Consider the following 19628-nt stretch of genomic DNA (forward strand, 5'->3'; position numbering starts at 1 on the left):
CTTCACTCTCGGTTCAGGCGCGGGTCAAACCCCCCAGTCCCGCGCGGGCGAGGAGGACGAGGTGAAACGCCGATTACTCACCCTGCTGGCGGTCCTGAGCATGGTCTGCCTGACCGGCATGACCGGCGCCGGGGCCGGTGCGGAGCCACCGGCGAACAAGCAGTACCGGGTCTCGGGCCCGGCCGACGCGCGGCAGCGCAGCGCCGTGGCGGCGACCGGCGCCGCCATCGAGGAGGTGGAGGCGGACTCGGTGCTGGTCACCGCCACGCCGACGGAGCTCGCGGCCATCAGGCGGCTCGGCTACCGGGTGGCGGAGGCCCCGCGCCCGGCGCCCCCGTCGGCCGTCGGGGCGTTCGACTTCCCGCCGTCGGACTCCGGCTACCACAACTACGCGGAGATGACGACTGAGATCAACACCCTGGTCGCGTCGCATCCGGGGATCATGAGCCAGAGCACGTTCGGCACCTCGTACGAGGGACGGCCGATGCGCCTGGTCAAGATCAGCGACAACGTGGGCACGGACGAGGCCGAGCCCGAGGTGCTGTTCACCGCCCACCAGCACGCCCGCGAGCACCTCACGGTCGAGATGGCGCTGTACATCATGCACCTGCTGGCCGACAACTACGGCACCGATCCCAGGATCACGAACCTGGTCGACACCCGCGAGATCTGGATCATGCCGGACCTCAACCCGGACGGCGGTGAGTACGACATCGCCAGCGGCACCTACCGCTCCTGGCGCAAGAACCGGCAGCCGAACTCCGGCTCCTCGGCCGTCGGCACCGACCTCAACCGCAACTGGGCCTACCAGTGGGGCTGCTGCGGCGGCTCCTCGGGCTCGACCTCCAGCGAGACCTACCGCGGCGCGAGCGGCGAGTCGGCCCCCGAGGTCAAGGCGGCGGCCGACTGGGTGCGCAGCCGGGTCGTCGGCGGCGTGCAGCAGATCAGGACGAACCTCGACTGGCACACCTACAGCGAGCTGGTCCTGTGGCCCTACGGCTTCACCTACAACGACACGGCCCCCGGCCTGACCCAGGACGACCGGGACGCCCACGCCACGCTCGGCCAGAACATGGCCGCCACCAACAACTACACGCCCGAGCAGTCCAGCGACCTCTACATCACCGACGGGACGATCGACGACTGGATGTGGGGCACGTACAAGATCTTCAGCTTCACGTTCGAGATGTATCCGGTCGGCGCGAGCCCCGGCTTCTACCCGCCGGACGAGCAGATCGTCCCGCAGACCACCCGCAACAAGGAGGCCGTGCTGCGCTTCCTGGAGTACTCCGACTGCGTCTACCGGATCATCGGCAAGGAGGCCCAGTACTGCGGCACCGGCACGCCGCCGACGACGGTCTGGTCCGACACGTTCGAGACGGCGACGGGCTGGACGGTGAACCCGTCCGGGACCGACACCGCCACCACGGGCGCGTGGGAGCGCGGCGACCCCGAGGCGACCACCTCCTCGGGCGCCAAGCAGCTCGGCACCACGGTCAGCGGCACGAACGACCTGGTGACCGGCCGCCTGGCGGGAACCGCCGCCGGTGACTACGACCTCGACGGCGGCGTCAGCTCGATCCAGTCGCCGCCCATCACGCTGCCCTCGACGGGCACGCTGAGCCTGTCGTTGTCGTGGTACCTGGCGCACGGCTCGAACGCCTCCAGCGCCGACTACTTCCGGGTCCGGGTGGTCGGCGGCACCACGACCACCGTGCTCCAGCAGGCCGGCGCGGCCGCCAACCGCAACGGCGCCTGGGCCGTGGCGACGGCCGACCTCACCCCGTACGCGGGCCAGACGGTCCGCATCCTCATCGACGCGGCCGACGCCTCGGGGGCCTCCCTGGTGGAGGCCGGCGTGGACGACGTCAAGATCACTCAGCAGCCCTGACCTGACCCCAAGCGCCCCCTCGTTCCGGATCCCCGTCCGGGCGAGGGGGCGTCGTCGTTCGCGCCGGCGCCCCGCGTTTCGGCACGTCGCGGGCCGTCACGGGATTGGGTCTTGTAAGCAATGGGTGTCAAGGCTACGATCGCGACAACTCTTAGGAAACTTTCCTAAAAGAAATCATGGATCGGATGGCCCATGACTCGCTCGCCGCCCGCATGATTCGCTTCTGAGCTGCGGAGACATCCGCTCGAACGACCCTTCTCCCACGCCCCCGGCGCTGCGGGCGTGGCCACCCCCCCATTCTCTCCTGGCCGCGGGAGCGGCGGTGCCGCCCGGCCCGCACGCGTCGGCTCTGACTGCCGCTGCAAGCTCCATGAGCCCCCGTTCCACCGGCCTGCGCCGAACACCCCCCGAAAAGGCCCGTGTCTCATCTCCACGGGTCCGTGCCGTACGGCTTGCGCTCTCACCCCCCGGTGCAAGCCGTACGGCACGCCAGAAGAACGGAAATCGACAGTGAGATTTCGCGCGATCTTCTTAGCGCTCGCGACCCTCGCACTGAGTCTCCTGGCCCTGCCCGCCCAAGCCGCCGCCGCCACCGCGACCTTCGTCAAGGTCGCCGACTGGGGGTCCGGCTTCGAGGGCAAGGTCACCGTCGTCAACGGCACCACCGCCTCCCTGACCTGGAACGTGCAGTTCGACGTGCCCGCCGGGTTCTCCATCCCGTCCGCCTGGGACGCGGTCATGACCAGGAGCGGCCAGCACTACACGTTCACCGCGCCGAGCTGGGCGGGGCCGCTGGCGGCCGGGGCGAGCACGAGCTTCGGCTTCAACGGCGCCCCGGGGAGCTTCCCCGGCATCACCGGCTGCACGCTGAACGGCTCCTCCTGCGGCGGCTCGACCGTCGAGGTCCCCGGCAAGCCCGGGACGGCCACCGCGACCAGCACGGACACCAGCATCGCCCTCTCCTGGGGCGCCTCCTCCGGCACGGTGACCGGCTACCGCGTCTACGAAGGCGGCGCCGTCAAGGCCACCGTCACCGGCACCACGGCGACGATCTCCGGGCTCGGGACGTGCGAGAACCACACGTACACGGTCAAGGCGTACAACTCGGCGGGCGAGTCGGCCGCCGGTGACGCCGTGACCGCGACCACCACGGGCTGCGGCACCGGCGTGCCCGGCAAGGCCGGCCCGATCACCGTGACCGGCACGTCCCAGACCGGCGCCACGGCCACCTGGCCGGCGGTCGCCGGGGCCACCGGCTACAAGGTCCGCCTCAACGGCTCCCTGGTCGCCACCGTCACCGGCACCTCCTCCACCCTCTCCGGCCTGACCGCCTGCACCGCGTACTCGGTGACGGTCACCGCGACGAACGCGACCGGCGACGGCCCGCCCAGCGACGCCGCCTCCTTCACCACGCCGGGCTGCCCGACGGACCCGCTGCCGAAGCACTTCCTCACCGGTTACTGGCACAACTTCGTCAACGCCGCCACCGAGCTGAAGCTGTCGGCCGTGCCCAACGAGTACGACGTCGTCGCCGTCGCCTTCGGCGAGGCCACCTCCACCGCGGGTGAGGTCGTCTTCTCGGTCGACCCGGGCCTGTCCACCGCGCTCGGCGGCTACACCGACGCCCAGTTCAAGGCCGACGTGCAGGCGCTGCACCAGCGCGGCAAGAAGGTCATCCTGTCGGTCGGCGGCGAGGCCGGCCGCGTCCAGGTCTCCAGCGGCACGGCCGCGACGAAGTTCGCCGACACGGTGTACGCGCTGATGCAGAACTACGGCTTCGACGGCGTGGACATCGACCTGGAGAACGGCCTCAACGCCACCTACATGGGCCAGGCCCTGCGCTCGCTGCGCTCGAAGGCGGGCAGCGGCCTGATCATCATGATGGCCCCGCAGACCATCGACATGCAGTCGACCGGGATGGAGTACTTCAAGCTCGCCCTGAACATCAAGGACATCCTCACGGTCGTCAACATGCAGTACTACAACTCGGGCTCCATGCTCGGCTGCGACCAGGCCGCCGCCTACTCGCAGGGGACGGTCAACTTCATGACCGCCCTGGCCTGCATCCAGCTGGAGAACGGCCTGCGCCCCGACCAGGTGGCGCTGGGCCTGCCGGCCGGGCCCGGCGCCGCGGGTGGCGGCGTCGTCTCGCCCTCCCTCGTCAACCAGGCGCTCGACTGCCTGGCCAAGCGCACCAGTTGCGGATCCTTCGTGCCGCCGCGCGCCTACCCGGACATCCGGGGCGCGATGACCTGGTCCATCAACTGGGACGCCAGCAACAACTGGTCCTTCTCCAAGACCGTCAAGCCGCACCTTCAGGGAATGCCATGAGATTACGTAGCAGGATGATCGCCTCGGTGGCCGGCCTGGCCATCGCCCTCACGGGGGCCGGCCTGGCCACGGGCGTCCCCACCGCCTACAGCGCCGCCGCCCAGCAGCAGCTGGCCGCCGCCTGGGCGCCGTGGACGGCCTACGCCACGGGCGCGTCCGTCACCTACAACGGCGTCGACTACGTGGCCCTCCAGGGCCACACCTCCCAGCCCGGCTGGGAGCCGCCGAACGTGCCCGCGCTGTGGAAGCAGGGCAGCGGCGGCGGCGACCCCACACCGCCCTCGGTGCCCGGCAACCTCCGCTCGACCACCGTCACCTCCACCAGCGCCGGCCTGGCCTGGGACGCCTCCACCGACAACGTCGGCGTGACCGGCTACAACGTCTACCGCGGCGGCACGCAGGTCGGCACCGCGACCGGCACGACGTACACCGACAACGGGCTGACGGCCTCGACCACCTACAGCTACACCGTCCGGGCCCGCGACGCCGCGGGGAACCTGTCCGGCGTCAGCAACGCGCTCAGCGTCACCACCCCCGGCGGCAACGGCGCGCCCGGCCAGCCCGGGACGGTCACGACGACCGTGACCGACACCAGCATCGCGCTGTCGTGGGGCGCCTCCTCCGGCACGGTGACCGGGTACCGCGTCTACGAGGGCGCGACCCAGAAGGCCGACGTCACCGGGACCAGCACGACGATCTCCGGGCTGAGCGCCTGCCAGAGCCACACGTACACGGTCAAGGCGTACAACTCGGTGGGCGAGTCGGCCGGACGTGACGTCTCGGCGACCACGACCGGCTGCCCGACCGGCGGCAAGATGCCCGGCGCCCCCTACCTCTACACCGGCTGGGGCGACCCGCCCTCTCCCACCACGGTGATGAGCGCGACCGGCATCAAGTCGTTCACGATGGCGTTCATCCTGGCCAGCAACGGCTGCAACCCGGCCTGGGACGGGCAGCGCCCGCTGTCCGGCGGCCAGGACGCGCAGGCCATCTCGGCCATCAAGGCGGCCGGCGGCAGCGTGCAGGTCTCCTTCGGCGGCTGGCAGGGCAACAAGCTCGGCCCGAACTGCTCCACGCCTGAGCTGTTCGCCGGCGCGGTCCAGAAGGTCATCAACGCCGTCGGCCCGGCCGTCGTGGACTTCGACATCGAGAACACCGACGAGTTCGAGAACCTGACCGTCCAGGACCGCATCCTGAACGCCCTCAAGATCGTCAAGGCGGCCAACCCGAACGTCAAGATCGCCGTGACCTTCGGCACCGCGACCACCGGCCCGACCTACTACGGCACCCGCCTGATCAACCGCGCCAAGGAGCTGGCGGTGCCGATCGACAACTACACGATCATGCCGTTCGACTTCGGCGGCGGTGCCAACATGTACCAGAACACCGTCAACGCGGCCGAAGGTCTCAAGAACGCCCTGAAGACCGCCCAGGGCTGGACCGACGCGCAGGCGTACGCGCACATGGGCATCTCCGGCATGAACGGCCTGTCGGACCAGCAGGAGCTCACCAACCAGAGCACCTGGACCCAGATCCGCGACTACGCCAACTCCCACGGCCTGACCAGGCTCGCGTTCTGGTCGGTCAACCGCGACCGTCCCTGCCCGGGTGGCGGCGTCGCGGAGAACTGCAGCGGCATCGCCCAGGAGAACTGGGAGTTCACCAAGATCACCGCTGGTTTCTGACCCGCTGAGGCGGCCCGCCACCCCTTCGGTGGCGGGCCGCACCGGCGCGCGGTCCGCACCCCCCGAAAGGACCCGCCATGAGACCCCGCATCAGATTGCGCGGGCTGGCCGCCACAACCCTGGCCGCGCTGGGGCTCACCGCCCTGCACGCCACCCCGGCCGCCGCCGCGAACATCCTGTCCAACCCCGGCTTCGAGTCCGGCCTGAGCGGCTGGACGTGCCCCGCCGGCGCGCAGGCCGTCACCAGCCCCGCACACGGCGGCGCCCAGGCCCTTCAGGCCACCCCGCAGGGCTCCGACCTCGCCCGATGCCAGCAGACCGTGACCGTCAAGCCCGGCACCGCCTACCAGCTCTCCGCCTGGGCCCAGGGCTCCTACGTCTTCCTCGGCGCGACCGGCACCGGCGTCAACGCCAGCACGTGGGGCGCCCCCGGCAACCAGTGGGGCCAGCTCAAGACCTCCTTCACCACCGGCGCGAACACCACCTCCGTGACCGTGTACGTCAACGGCTGGTACGGCCAGAGCGCCTACACCGCCGACGACATCGTCCTCGACGGCCCCGGCGGCCCGCCCGACACCCAGGCGCCGACCGTCCCCGGCGGCGTGGCCGTCGGCGGCCCCACCGGCACCAGCCTCACCGTGACCTGGTCGCCCTCCACCGACGACTCCGGCTCGGTGGCCCGCTACGAGGTCTCCAGGGACGAGGCCGCTCCCGTCACCGTCACCACGACCAGCCACACCGCGACCGGCCTGACGCCGGACACCGCCTACTCCTTCCGCGTCAGGGCCTGCGACGCCGCCGGCAACTGCTCGGCCTACTCGGCCCCGGCCGGCGGCCGCACCTCCAAGGACACCGTCCCGCCCGCCGGCGACATCAGGTACGCGCCCTACATCGACATCACGATGAGCAGCCCGTCCCTGGTGAGCGCGGCCGCCGCGACCGGCGTGAAGAACTACACGCTGGCCTTCGTCCTCGGCGACAGCAGCGGCTGCAACCCGGCCTGGGGCGGCACGATCCCGCTCGCCGACACCCGGATCCTCAACGACGTCAAGGCACTCCAGGCCCAGGGCGGCCAGGTGGTCGTGGCCAGCGGCGGCGCGGTCGGACCGTACCTGGAGCACGCCTGCGGCACCTCGGCGGCGCTGCTGGCCGCCTACAAGAAGGTGCTCGACACCGTCGGCACCAACCACCTGGACGTCGACGTCGAGGCGAGCATCGACGCGAGCAAGGTCAACACCGCGCTCAAGCAGCTCCAGACCGAACGCGGCACGGTGATCAGCTACACGCTGCGCGTGCAGGGCCAGGACTACGGCGTGGACCCGTTCTCGCTGCAGATCCTCCAGGACGCCGCCGCCAAGGGCCTCGACGTGATCGTCAACCCGATGCTGATGAACTTCGGCTACACCGGCAACTGGGGCGACGCGATGACCGCCGCCGCCCAGGCCACGCTCGGCCAGATGAAGGGCGTCTGGCCCGCCAAGAGCGACGCCCAGCTCAGGCGCGCGCTCGGCGTCACCCCCATGATCGGCAAGAACGACACCGGCATGACCACCACCCAGGCCGACGCCCGCAAGCTCCTGACCTGGGCCAACAGCAACCACATCGGATTCGTCGGCTTCTGGTCCGCCGCCCGCGACAACGGCGGTTGCCCCAACGGCCAGGTCTCCCCGACCTGCAGCGGGACCTCCCAGTCGCCCTACGAGTTCACGAACATCTTCAAGGGGTTCACCGGATGAGCGGCATCTTCAGGTGGCGCACCGCCGTGGCGGCGGTCGCGCTCGCCCTCGGTACGGCGGGACTGACCGCCACTCCCGCCCTGGCGGCCAACATCGCCGTCAATCCCGGTTTCGAGGACGGGCTGACCGGCTGGACCTGCAGCGCCTCCTCCGGCGCCGCCGCCGTCACCTCGCCCGTCCACGGCGGGACGAAGGCCCTGCGGGCCACCCCGGCGGGCGCCGACCTCGCCCGCTGCCAGCAGCAGATCAAGGTGCAGCCGTCGTCGTCGTACACGCTGTCGGCCTGGGTGCAGGGCGGCTACGTCTTCCTCGGCGCGACCGGCACCGGCGGCACCGACCCCCAGACCTGGGGCTCGCCCGGCTCGACCTGGACGCAGCTGCGCACCACGTTCACCACCGGCGCCACCACCACGTCCGTCACCATCTACCTCAACTCCTGGTACGGCCAGAGCGCCTACGTCGCCGACGACGTCGTCCTGGACGGCGCACCCGGCGGCGGAGGAGGCGGAGACACCCAGGCTCCCACCGTCCCCGGCAACCTGACCGTCGGCGGCGCGACGAGCAGCACGCTCACCGCCACCTGGTCGGCCTCCACCGACAACGTCGGCGTGGACCGGTACGAGGTCTCCCGCGACGGCGGCTCCCCGGTCGCCGCGACCGGCACCAGCCACACCGCCACCGGCCTCAGCGCCTCCACCACCTACCGCTTCAAGGTCCGGGCCTGCGACGCGGCCGGCAACTGCTCGGCCTACACCCCCGAGGCCACCGGCACCACCACGACCGGCGGCGGGGGCGGCGGCGGCCTGCCCAAGCGCGTCATGGTCGGCTACCTGCACGCCTCCTTCGCCAACGGCTCCGGCTACATCCGCATGGCCGACGTCCCCGCCGAGTGGGACGTCATCAACCTGGCCTTCGGCGAGCCCACCTCGGTGACCTCCGGCGACATCCGCTTCCGCCAGTGCCCGGTCGCCGAGTGCCCGAACGTCGAGCCCGAGGCCGACTTCGTCGCCGCCATCAAGGCCAAGCAGGCCCAGGGCAAGAAGGTGCTCATCTCCATCGGCGGCCAGAACGGCCAGGTGCAGCTCACCACCACGGCCGCCAGGGACAAGTTCGTCGAGTCGGTCGCGGCCATCATCGACAGGTACGGCCTCGACGGCCTCGACGTCGACTTCGAGGGCCACTCCCTCTACCTCAACCAGGGCGACACGAACCTGGCCAACCCCACCACGCCCGTCGTCGTCAACCTGATCTCCGCGCTGCGCTCGCTCAAGAGCCGCTACGGCGCCAAGTTCGTGCTCACCATGGCGCCCGAGACGTTCTTCGTGCAGCTCGGCTACCAGTTCTACGGCCCCGGCCCGAACGGCTCGGCCGACAGCAGGGCCGCCTCCTACCTGCCGGTCATCCACGCCCTGCGCGACGACCTCACCCTGCTGCACGTGCAGGACTACAACTCCGGCCCGATCACCGGCCTGGACAACCAGTACCACACGATGGGCGGCGCCGACTTCCACGTCGCCATGACGGACATGCTGCTGGCCGGCTTCCCGATCATGGGCAACGCCGGCAACGTGTTCCCGCCGCTGCGCCAGGACCAGGTGGCCATCGGACTGCCCGCCTCGCCCAACGCGGGCAACGGGTTCACCACCGTCGCCGAGGTCCAGAAGGCGTTCGACTGCCTGGCCAAGGGCAGCAACTGCGGCTCCTACCGGCCACGCGGGGTCTACCCGAACCTGCGCGGCCTGATGACCTGGTCGATCAACTGGGACAGGTACAACGCCTTCGAGTTCTCACGGAACCACCGGGCCTATCTCAACGGCCTGTGAACGGCCGGACGAGCTGGGTGGGCTTGAGCGGCACCCCCAACCCCGGCGGACGGTAGGTCGGCAGCGCCTCGCCGTACTCGTGCATCCAGGCGTGGTCGACCAGCAGGCGCATGCGCCCGTCCGCCGGCGTGCCGTCCGGGTCCGCCCGGGACGTCCGCCCGGCCAGCCTGGTGACCGCCTCGGCCACCAGGCCCGCGTCCGGCGGCGCGAGGTCGCACTGCTCGTCGGGACCGATGAGCAGGTCCACCTCCGGCGGCAGCGGGTAGATCGGCCGGGGGATGGCCAGCACGCGCGGCGAAGGGGCCATCGGCCACCCGTCGCGCACCGCCTCCAGCAGCACCGAACGCGACGTGCGGCGCGCGAACAGGCCCTCGCACAGGGCCCAGCTCAGCGCGCCCACGTCCGCGCGGTCCTCGCCGCAGGCGTGCAGGCACAGGTACGGCACCAGCGGGATCCCCGCCCCGCCCGCCGGCTGCGCCCACCCGCTGCCGCACCCGGTCAGCACCAGCAGCGCCAGCATCGCCCGGTAGGCGGTGTCGGCGTGCGGCGTCTCCAGCCGTCCCGGCACGATCATGCACCGCCCGCCGGTCTTCTCCGCCGTCACGCCCAGCTCCCGCGCCGTCTTCACGGTCCGCGAGGCGGCCACCCCGGTGTAGATCTCCTGCCAGCCCGGCGTGTACGGCTCCCGGTCCCCGTACCCCTGCGGCCACACCCCCGGCAGCCCGTCCCGCGCCACGCCGTAGGCGGCCAGCAGCAGGTCGAACACCGTGGTCACCAGCTCGCCGCCGTCCCGGACGACCGGCACGCCGCGCCGCAGCACGCCCGGCCCGAAGTCGAAGCGCGGCAGCAGCACCTGCACCGCCTCGCCGCCGTACAGGCTGAGCCGGTCGCAGGCCCGGCCGAGCAGCCCGCCCGGCACGTACGCGTCCTCACGCTCCCGCAGCCGCACCAGGAACGGCAGGTCCGTGTGCTCCATCGCGTGCGCGGCGAACGGCGGCCGGTCGAGGAAGAACTCCTTCAGCAGCACGTGTCCCATCGCCATGGCCAGCGCGCCGTCCGTGCCCGGCCGCACGACCAGCGTCTCGTCCGACAGCCGGGTCGGATGGGTGCCGATCGCCACCACCTTCTGGCCCTTGTACCGCCCGGCGATCACCCAGGGCGTGTCCGCCGTCCGGGCCAGCCGGTTGTTCTCGCCCCACAGCAGCACGTACGCCGCCCGCGCCCAGTCCTCGGCCCCCGGCCCCGTGAACCGCGGCCCGAGCACCTGCTCCGACGCGCACGGATGCTCGGTCAGCAGCGCGCCGCCCAGCCCGTCCACCAGCCCGGCCAGCGGCGACGTGGCCAGCGCCGCCACCCGGTCCGCACCGTGCTCGGACGCGGTGTGCACGATCGCCGCCGCCGCCAGCTCGGCCGCCGTGGCGTCGTCCAGCGGGACGCGCCGTTCGCCACGCCGGGCGCGGTAGACCTGAGAGTTCCCTGTGAGTTTCGCCCAGGCCGCGACCGGGTCACGGACCCCGTCCCTCACCTCGAAATAGAGCCTGACCAGTGCCTGGTTGACCTGCGATCCCCCCATGGAAAAAGTTCAACACAGACAGTCATGTTCTATCGCGTTACGTGTCCGCATGTCGGGGATAAGAATTGGAAGCGCTGGTGGCGGCACTCAGATTGTTACGGCAGGCTAGGGGCCGCCATGGATTACGCAGTTCTCACGGGGATAGTCCTCGTCGCCGGTGTCGTGTTCGCCCTCGTCGCGCAGTGGCGCGACTGGAGACCGCCCCTCTGGGCCGCCGTCCTCGTCGGCATCGCCGTCCGGGTGCTGATCATGTACACCTCCGCGATCGACTCATGGCAACCCGTCGACTTCATGGAGAGCTTCAAGCCCGCCGGCGAGGCGGTGCTCCAGGGCAAGGACCCGGTCCTGGCCAGCGAGGGCGGCTGGCACTTCCTGCCGACCATCCCCTACGTCTACGGCATCCTGCTGTGGCTCGGCATCCCCTGGGAGTACGCCGGCCGCCTGGTCACCGTGGTCGCCGACATCGTGCTGATCCCGCTGGTCGCCAAGCTGGCCGGCGGCCCCAAGGCGTCCCTGCGCGCCCTCCAGTACGCGCTCAACCCGCTGGCCCTGCTCATTGCCAGCGTCCACGGCCAGGTCGAGCCGGTCGCGCTCGTGTTCGGCGTGGCCGCGTTCGTGGTCGCCCGCGGCCCCGGCGCCCCCGACCGTCCCGGCCTCACCACCGACGTCGTCGCCAGGGTGCGCCAGGGCGTGGCCGCCTACGGCGTCGGCACCTCGGTGCGCAGGGTGCTCGGCCGCGGCGGCATGCTGCGCCGCGCCCTCATGCCCGGCTCCGGCGACCGGGCCGACCTGCGGCGCGCCCTGCTGGCCGGGCTGCTGATGGGCCTCGCGCTGTGTGCCAAGAGCTGGCCGATCTGGCTGATCCCCGGCATGCTGCTGCTCCTGCCCCACCTGCGGGCCAGGATCGCCGCGCTCGTCGTCACCGGCCTGGTCCCGGTGTTCTTCCTGGTCACCTCGCCGATCTTCGCGGGCACCACGCTCGACCAGATCCCCGCAGTCATCCGTACGATCCAGGACATCCGCCCGATCGTCGGCGAATGGGGCTACACGCCGTGGTTCACCGGCGGCGACTGGGCCCTGATGCCGGAGCTGGCCTCGTTCGGCACGAAGCTCATCTACGGCAGCGTCATCGTCGTCCTGCTGCTGTGGCGGCGGGCCGACCCGATCGACCTGACCACGGCCATCCTGCTCGTCTTCATGGTCATGACGCCCCGCCTAGGCGCCCAGTACCTGCTGTGGTTCATGCCGTTCCTGGTGGCCAGGCCGACCAGGTGGGCCTGGCCGGCCATCGTCGGCGTCTCCTTCTGGGCCGCCTACGGCTACCTGTACATGACGCAGTTCAGCACCAACGACTGGTGGTTCCTCCACCGCGACTGGTCGCGGGCCTCCATCGTGCTGCTGCCGGTGCTGCTGCTGGCCATGCCCTGGAACCGTCGTGTGTCGACGGCCCAGGACAGGGTCGCCACCGTCCCGCCGAGGATCACCTCAACGGCGGTTTAGCCGCCGCCACACGGCCACCCACTGGTCCGGGTGCACGTGGCCCACGACGGCGTCGCGGGCCACACCCGCCTCGCCGAGCGCCGCGTCCACCCCTCGGTGGCGCGTACGCAGGGAGGCGCGCACCGAGCCGCCGACCCCGCCGAAGCCCAGCTCCACCAGCTCCAGGTAGCCGGCACGATCGCTCACCAGCGGCTCGGGCCGCCGCTGCACGCGCAGGATCGCCGAGTCCACCGACGGCACGGGACGGAAGCTCTCCCTGCCGATCGTGTCGCCGAGCCGCCAGTCGAACCACGGCCACGACGACACCGTGACCAGGCTCCACCGGCCGTAGTCGCCGGTGCGCTTGCGCGCGTACTCCCGCTGCGTGAGCAACGTCGCCGAGGTCAGCTCCCGCGCCCGCAGGCACCAGTCGACGATCCTCGACGTGATCGAGTACGGGATGTTGCCCACGACCGCGAACGGCTCACGCGGCGCCCGCGCGGCCGTGAAGTCACCCCTGACCACCTCGATCCGGGGATCGTCGCGCGTGAGCGAGGCCAGCCGCCCGGCGAGCCGGGGGTCGAGCTCGTACCCGATCACGTGCGCCCCGGCCTCGGCCAGCGCCAGCGTGAGCGCGCCCGGCCCCGAGCCGGGTTCGAGCACCAGCCCCTCGGGCGCCGCCGCCTTGACCATCAGGTCCACGGCGTGCCGGTCGGCCAGGAAGTTCTGCGAGAGCTCACGCCTGAGCCGGTCGGTGGGCGTGCGACCGCCGCCCCCGCCGTTCCTGACGTTCTTCTGGGTGTGTGAATAGTTTCCGTGCGCGAAGTTCTGCGCCACAGCACTGCCCTTTCGGGTCCTCGAGATGAACAGGTCTCGAAGGGCCCTGGGCGCGCCGGCGGACGCGCGGTGTCAGTCGTCCGCTAGCGGGCCAGAGCCCGGCCGTGGCGGATGCGGATGAACACGGTGCAGAACGCCGTGCAGAACGTGGAATGCATGGCGCCGACAGTAGGCCGGTCCGCGCCACCCGGGCAAACGAATAAATGTGATGCGGCGCCGCGCCCGGTTCGTCACCCTGGGACGCATGCAGGCAACGGTCACGGTCACCCCGGCGCAGCTCCCGGAGGTGCTGCTGCACGTCGCCGTCGTCCGTCCCGTCTTCCTGTGGGGCGCCCCCGGCATCGGCAAGAGCTCGCTGGTACGCGAGTTCGCCGCCTCGCTCGGCCTGGAGTGCGTGACCCTGCTCGGCACCCAGCTCGCCCCCGAGGACCTGATCGGCGTGCCCGAGCTGGTCGGCGGGCGCAGCCGGTTCGCGCCCCCGGAGTCGATCGCCCGCGACGAGCCCTACTGCCTGTTCCTCGACGAGCTCAACGCCTCCGCGCCCGAGGTGCAGAAGGCGTTCTACTCGCTGATCCTCGACCACCGCATCGGCGCGTACGAGCTGCCCCCCGGCTCGGTCGTGATCGGCGCCGGCAACCGGGCCACCGACAACGCGCTGGCCCGCCCGATGGCCTCGGCCCTGATCAACCGCCTCGTCCACGTGCACCTGCGCGCCTCGGCCGACGACTGGCTGAAGTGGGCGGCGGACGCTGGCATCCACCCGTGGATCGTCGACCACCTCGTCCAGCGCCCCGACCACCTGTGGAGCCCGCCGCCCAAGACCGAGGAGCCGTTCTCCTCGCCGCGCGCCTGGCACATGCTCTCCGACGTGCTCACCTCCTACGGCGACGACGTCGGCGACGACACGATCGCGATGCTCGCCTTCGGCACCCTCACCACCGCCCACGCCTCGGCCTTCCGCGCCTACGTCAAGACCGTCCGGCACGCCTACGACCTCGACGCCGTGCTCAAGGGCGAGGCGCCCTGGCCGCGCCGCCCCGAGGAGCGCGACCTGCTCTACTTCCTGGCCGAGACCTTCCGCGCCCGCCTGATCAAGGAACTGCCCGCCGACAAGCGCGGCGCCTCCGCCCGCGGCCGCGACCTGGGCTTCCGTGCCAAGACGCTGCTCGTCGAGCTGGCCAAGATCTCCCTCGAATGCGCCCAGCTCGTCATCGCCAACGACGCGGACGGCGCGCCCGCGCTGCCCACGTGGTTCCTCGTCGAGATCGGCAGGGACGTGCCCCGGCTCATGGCGGCCCGCTCGTGAGCCGCCGCAAGCCCAAGGTCGACCCCTGGCGGGCCGAGGTCATGAACGGCTGGGCCGCCGTCAAGCGCCACCCGATGTTCGCCGGCTTCCGCAACACCCTGCTGGAGGACGCCGACTGCCGGCTGTCACCCGAGACGTGGGCGGTCGTCGGCGACGACGGCGACGTCACCTTCCACTCCAAGCGCCGCGCCCCCGCCGAGGAGTGGGCGTGGGTCTTCGCCCACCTGCTGCTCCACCTGGGCTTCGGCCACGCCGACCCGCGCGTCTGCGCGCCCAAGGACGTCGACGGCCACCTGCCCGAGCCCGCCTACCACGCCGCCTGCTGCGTGGCGGTCGATCGTTTCCTCCGCACGGTCAAGATCGGACGTTGCCCCGCGCCGCTGCCCGACGAGCTGCCCGAGGAGGACGAGGTCACGCTGTCCGAACGATGGCGCAGGATCGGCGTCCCGCCCCGCTTCCAGCCGCTCGGCCTGCCCGACTTCCACGTCGGCACCGAGGAGGACGCCGCGCACTTCGACTTCCAGCGCGCGTTCGCGATCGGCATCGCCTGGTCCGCTACGTCCGCGCTCGACCGCGTGGGCGCGCCGCGCACCCCTGCCGAAGGCCACGTCAAGGGTCCCTGGGACAACGCGCTGCGCTGGTTCATGTCGTCGTACCCGCTGCTCGGCGCGCTGGCCGCGGGGATGAGGGTCGTCTCGGACGCCGAGCTGGCCAGGGCCTGGGACATCGCGATCGCCGCGGTCAGCGCCGAGGCGGGCGAGATCTACGTCAACCCGCTGGCCGCGCACACCGAGCACGAATGGCGTTTCGTGCTGGCCCACGAGATGCTGCACGCCGCCCTGCGGCACGGCGAACGGGTCGGCATGCGCGACCCGTACCTGTGGAACGTCGCCTGCGACTACGTGATCAACGGCTGGCTGGTCGAGATGGGCGTCGGCGAGATGCCCGAAGGGCTGCTGTTCGACCAGTCGCTCGGCGCGATGTCCGCCGAGGCCGTCTACGACCGGATCGCCGGAGACCTGCGGCGCATGCGCAAGCTGGCCACCCTGCGCGGCCAGGGCGCCGGCGACGTGCTCGACCGCCCGCCCCGCCAGGCCCACGACTACGTCGACCTCGACGACTACTACCGCAACGCCCTGTCCACCGGCCTGGCCTACCACCACTCCAGCGGACGCGGCCTGCTGCCCGCCGGGCTCGAACAGGAGATCCGCGCGCTCGACCAGCCGCCCCTGCCCTGGGACGCCCAGCTCGCCCGCTGGTTCGACGAGCACTTCCAGCCCGAGGAGACGCGCCGCTCGTACGCCCGCGCCTCCCGCCGCCAGGCCTCCAGCCCCGGCATCCCGCGCCCCGGCCGGGTACGGCCCGAGGAGGTCGTGCGGAAGAAGACGTTCGGCGTCGTGCTCGACACCTCCGGCTCCATGGACGTCAGGCTGCTCGGCAAGGCGCTCGGCGCCATCGCCTCCTACGCCGCCGCCCGCGACGTGCCGCGGGCCAGGGTCGTGTTCTGCGACGCCATGGCCTACGACGCCGGCTACCTGCCGGTCGAGGAGATCGCCGGCCGGGTCAGGGTACGCGGCCGGGGCGGCACGATCCTCCAGCCCGGCGTCAAGCTGCTCGAACGCGCCGACGACTTCCCGCCCGACGGCCCGATCCTGCTGATCACCGACGGCCAGTGCGACGTGCTGCGCATCCGCCGCGAGCACGCCTTCCTCGTGCCGCAGGGCGCGCCGCTGCCCTTCCGACCGCGCGGCCCGGTCTTCCACATGAAGTGACCCCGGCGTGTCCGATTCCTACAAGAGCCCGTCCCGCCCGGTCGGGTAGCTTCGCCAAGGCAAGCGCCCAACGACGGAGGACGACATGGACACACTTGACCGGGCAGCACACTTCCTCCGCCTGCACGGCAGGCTGCTCGACCGGCTGCGGTTCGAGGCCCTGTTCGCCTCCGGCTCCCGCGACCGCGTGCTCGACGCCCTGCGCTGCCACCAGAACGCCGACGGCGGCTTCGGCAACGCCCTTGAGCCCGACCTGCGCGGCGCCGGCAGCCAGCCGCAGCCGGTCGAGGTCGCCTTCTGGATCCTCGACGAGCTCGACGCCTTCGACTCCCCGATGGTCGCCGCCGCCTGCGACTACCTGGTCGGCATCACGGCCGCCGGGGGAGGGGTGCCGTTCGTGCTGCCGTCCGTCCGCGACACGCCGCGCGCGCCCTGGTGGCAGACCGACGACGACCCGCCCGGCAACCTCAACCCCACCGCCGCGCTCGCCGGGCTCCTGCACAAGCACGGCGTCACCCACCCCTGGCTCGGGCCCGCGACCGACTTCTGCTGGTCACGCATCGCCACGCTCACGCAGACCACCTCGTACGAGGCCCGCGCCCTCCTCGTGTTCCTCGAACACGTCCCCGACCGGGAACGGGCGCTGGCCGAATTCGCCCGCCTGCGCGAGGCCGTCCTGGCCACGGTCACCTTCGACACCCACGCCGACGGCGCGGTGCACTATCCGCTCGACCTCGCCCCCACGCCGTCGGCCCTGCCCCTCTTCGACGCCGCCATCCTCGACGTCCACCTCGACGCCCTGGCCGGCGGCCAGGACGAGGAAGGCGGCTGGTACCCGAACTGGGCCGTCTGGACCCCGATCGTGGCGCACGAATGGGCGGGCTACCTGACCGTCCAGCACCTGAAGACCCTGCGCGCGTACGGCCGCCTGCCCGCCTGAACCGGTTCTGTCGGTGGCGTCGCATACGTTGGACGCATGTACGCGGAACGACACCCGGGCGACGACCTCGCCGGCCGTGTCGTGTGCGTGTGGCAGCAGGTCAGCGAGGGCGACACCACGCAACTCGTGGTGCCCGACGCCTGCGTCGACCTCGTCTGGGGTCCCGGCGGCCTCTTCGTGGCCGGCCCCGACACCGGGCCGGTGCCGACCCCGATGGCGGCGGGTGACACCTTCGTCGGAGTCCGCTTCCGGCCGGGCGCGGTGGGGGCCGTCTTCGGCGTCCCGGTCCACGAGCTCCTCGACCGCCGCGTCCCCCTGCCAGACCTCCCCGCCCTCACCGTCCTGACCGACCCGACCCTCGCCCAGCCCTTCGCGTCGGATCCGGCCTTCGCACTTGAGTCGGCTCTCGCACCGGGCCCGGCGCTCGCGTCCGTTGGAACGGGGCTCGCGTCCGACGCCTTCGCGCCTGGCGGCGCGGCCTTCGAGCCCGCCGGGGCCGCCTCCCGCCGGGAGGGTGCGCCGACCGCCTCGTGGAGGGCCCGTACCGATACCGACCCCGCCGGCATGGCGGCGCGCCTGGCCGCCATGCGCGCCGCCGTCGTGGCCCGCCTGCGCGAGGCCCCCGACCCCGACCCGGCCGCGCCCGCCATCGCGAGGGCGCTGCGCATGGGCCGCAGCGTGCGCGACGTCGCCTGGACCCTCGGCCTCAGCGAACGCCAGCTCCACCGCCGCAGCGTCGCCTCCTTCGGCTACTCGCCCAAGACCCTCCAGCGCATCGTCCGCTTCCAGCGCGCGCTCACCCTGGCCCGCGCGGGCGTGCCACCGGCGGAGGTGGCGGTCCGCGCCGGCTACGCCGACCAGGCCCACCTGTCCCATGACGTGAAGCGGCTGAGCGGCGTCCCGCTGGGCCGCCTGGTCTCACCCGTTCGGCATCTTCCCTGACACCAGCGCCTGCGCCCACTTCGCGCTCGGATCGCTGTCGATCAGCAACGCCCGCGTCAGAAGACTGAGCGGAATCGCCAGGATCGCGCCGAGCGGCCCCAGCATGAACGTCCACACGATCAGCGACAGGAACGTCATCGTGGTCGAGAGCCCCACCGCGTCCCCCAGGAACTTGGGCATGATGAACGACTGCGTGACCACGTTGATGACGATGTACGCCACGACGACCAGCACCATCGTCTTCACACCGCCGTGCAGGAGCGCCAGCAGCGCGGGTGGCAGCAGCCCGATGACGAACCCGATGTTCGGGATGTAGTTCGCGATCAACGCCAGCACCCCCCACAACAGCGGCAACGGCACGTCCAGCAACGACAGCACGATGACGTCGAGAACGGCGTCGATCAGCCCGAACACGGTCGAGACGATGAGATACCGCCGCGTCTTGTGCGCGAACGTCGCCAGCGCCGTCACCAGTTGCGGCCTGTTCCCCTCCCCGGTGGTGAGGATCCGCGCCGTCGCCGGTGCGTCGAGGCACATCGCCAGCAGCAGCACCACAATGAGGAACAGGCTCGACAGCACGCCGATCAGGCTGCCGAGCAGGCTCTGCGCCAGCCCCAGCATCCTGCCGGGATCGAGCGCCCGCACCGCCCGGCCCAGCACGTCGTTGCCCAGACCGTGCGTGCCGGCCCAGTGCTCCGACGCGGCCAGCAGCTCCTCGAACTGCTTGGCGTACGTCGGCAGCAGTGACGCGAGCTGGGTGGCGGAGATCGTCAGGATGCCCACCATGCCGAGCAGCACCAGCACCACGATCAGGAACGGCACTGCCACCTGGACCCAAATGGGCGCCCGCCGGGCCGCCAGCCAACTGCGGACCGGGGCGACGGCGATGACCAGCACGAGCGCCAGCACGACAGGCCCGACGATGGAATTGATCTCGCGAAGTCCGAAAAGGGCGATCACCGCGCCGGCGATGCCCACCAGGAGGATGAGTGCTCTCGGCACGGCTTGATCTCGCACGCCGGAATACCTACCCACCATGCCTTGTCGGCGAGGGGCGGGCCGCCGATTTGACGGTTCCGGGAGCCGTACATAGAGTTCACCAGTCCCACGAGGACGGCGTTGATCGTCGGCCTCACTCGGGGGCCATCTCCAGACACTGCCACTCCGGCGGACGTCCGCGTCCACGGAAGGTCGATTCGACAAGAATCGGGCCTGGGAGTAAGTTAGAGGGGTTGTCCCGGAAGCGGGGCGCGACTTAATTACCGCAGGTCGAGCAAGTCCGGTCAATTTGACAGAGACTTGAACGGCTGAAA

13 protein-coding genes are annotated in these 19628 nt (G+C 71.5%); 10 read left to right on the forward strand and 3 right to left on the reverse strand.

What is annotated here, in order from left to right:
• Positions 1 to 61 precede the first annotated feature (61 nt).
• From ACIA8R_RS23370 to ACIA8R_RS23390, 5 genes are all read left to right on the forward strand, one after another.
• Positions 62 to 1891, forward strand: coding sequence for a M14 family zinc carboxypeptidase (locus tag ACIA8R_RS23370; protein ID WP_364099685.1), 1830 nt, complete (start codon positions 62 to 64; stop codon positions 1889 to 1891).
• 510 nt (positions 1892 to 2401) lie between these two features.
• Positions 2402 to 4222 carry a cellulose binding domain-containing protein gene (locus ACIA8R_RS23375; protein ID WP_357707214.1) on the forward strand — a complete coding sequence of 607 codons (1821 nt, stop codon included), beginning with the start codon at positions 2402 to 2404 and terminating at the stop codon, positions 4220 to 4222.
• A complete protein-coding gene (locus ACIA8R_RS23380) occupies positions 4219 to 5907 on the forward strand; it encodes a fibronectin type III domain-containing protein (protein ID WP_357707216.1) in 1689 nt (562 codons plus the stop codon). The genes ACIA8R_RS23375 and ACIA8R_RS23380 overlap by 4 nt, the downstream gene beginning before the upstream one ends.
• Before the next feature lie 77 nt (positions 5908 to 5984).
• Entirely contained in the window at positions 5985 to 7643 is a 1659-nt protein-coding gene (locus tag ACIA8R_RS23385; protein ID WP_397040292.1) for a carbohydrate binding domain-containing protein, read from the forward strand.
• On the forward strand, positions 7640 to 9466 hold the full coding sequence (locus tag ACIA8R_RS23390; RefSeq protein ID WP_397040294.1) for a chitinase: 1827 nt from the start codon (positions 7640 to 7642) through the stop codon (positions 9464 to 9466). The genes ACIA8R_RS23385 and ACIA8R_RS23390 overlap by 4 nt, the downstream gene beginning before the upstream one ends.
• On the opposite strand, the gene ACIA8R_RS23395 is transcribed toward ACIA8R_RS23390, so the two are convergent.
• On the reverse strand, positions 9453 to 11039 hold the full coding sequence (locus tag ACIA8R_RS23395) for a molybdopterin-dependent oxidoreductase (RefSeq protein ID WP_357707221.1): 1587 nt from the start codon (positions 11037 to 11039) through the stop codon (positions 9453 to 9455). The two genes, ACIA8R_RS23390 and ACIA8R_RS23395, sit on opposite strands and share 14 nt — an antisense overlap.
• 117 nt (positions 11040 to 11156) lie before the next feature.
• Between ACIA8R_RS23395 and ACIA8R_RS23400 the strand changes: the two genes are divergently transcribed.
• Positions 11157 to 12539, forward strand: a complete 1383-nt coding sequence (locus tag ACIA8R_RS23400; protein WP_397040296.1) for a hypothetical protein — start codon at positions 11157 to 11159, stop codon at positions 12537 to 12539.
• On the opposite strand, the gene erm is transcribed toward ACIA8R_RS23400, so the two are convergent.
• Positions 12525 to 13355 (reverse strand): ErmE/ErmH/ErmO/ErmR family 23S rRNA (adenine(2058)-N(6))-methyltransferase, encoded by an 831-nt coding sequence (gene erm, locus ACIA8R_RS23405; RefSeq protein WP_397040298.1) that lies wholly within the window; start codon positions 13353 to 13355, stop codon positions 12525 to 12527. The two genes, ACIA8R_RS23400 and erm, sit on opposite strands and share 15 nt — an antisense overlap.
• 244 nt (positions 13356 to 13599) lie before the next feature.
• Here erm and ACIA8R_RS23410 point away from each other — a divergent pair, with 244 nt between their 5' ends.
• The 4 genes from ACIA8R_RS23410 (at position 13600) to ACIA8R_RS23425 (ending at position 18315) form a co-directional block, all read left to right on the forward strand.
• Positions 13600 to 14661, forward strand: coding sequence for an ATP-binding protein (locus tag ACIA8R_RS23410; protein ID WP_397040300.1), 1062 nt, complete (start codon positions 13600 to 13602; stop codon positions 14659 to 14661).
• Positions 14658 to 16433: a hypothetical protein gene (locus tag ACIA8R_RS23415; RefSeq protein ID WP_397040301.1), complete on the forward strand. Its 1776-nt coding sequence runs from the start codon at positions 14658 to 14660 to the stop codon at positions 16431 to 16433. The genes ACIA8R_RS23410 and ACIA8R_RS23415 overlap by 4 nt, the downstream gene beginning before the upstream one ends.
• Before the next feature lie 85 nt (positions 16434 to 16518).
• A complete protein-coding gene (locus ACIA8R_RS23420) occupies positions 16519 to 17373 on the forward strand; it encodes a hypothetical protein (RefSeq protein WP_364099659.1) in 855 nt (284 codons plus the stop codon).
• A gap of 36 nt (positions 17374 to 17409) precedes the next feature.
• Entirely contained in the window at positions 17410 to 18315 is a 906-nt protein-coding gene (locus ACIA8R_RS23425) for a DUF6597 domain-containing transcriptional factor (protein ID WP_397040303.1), read from the forward strand.
• Here ACIA8R_RS23425 and ACIA8R_RS23430 read toward each other — a convergent pair.
• Entirely contained in the window at positions 18292 to 19317 is a 1026-nt protein-coding gene (locus tag ACIA8R_RS23430) for an AI-2E family transporter (RefSeq protein ID WP_357707233.1), read from the reverse strand. The genes ACIA8R_RS23425 and ACIA8R_RS23430 overlap by 24 nt on opposite strands.
• Positions 19318 to 19628 lie beyond the last annotated feature (311 nt).

The organism is Nonomuraea sp. NPDC051191, assembly GCF_044455665.1.
Taxonomy (GTDB): Bacteria; Actinomycetota; Actinomycetes; order Streptosporangiales; family Streptosporangiaceae; genus Nonomuraea.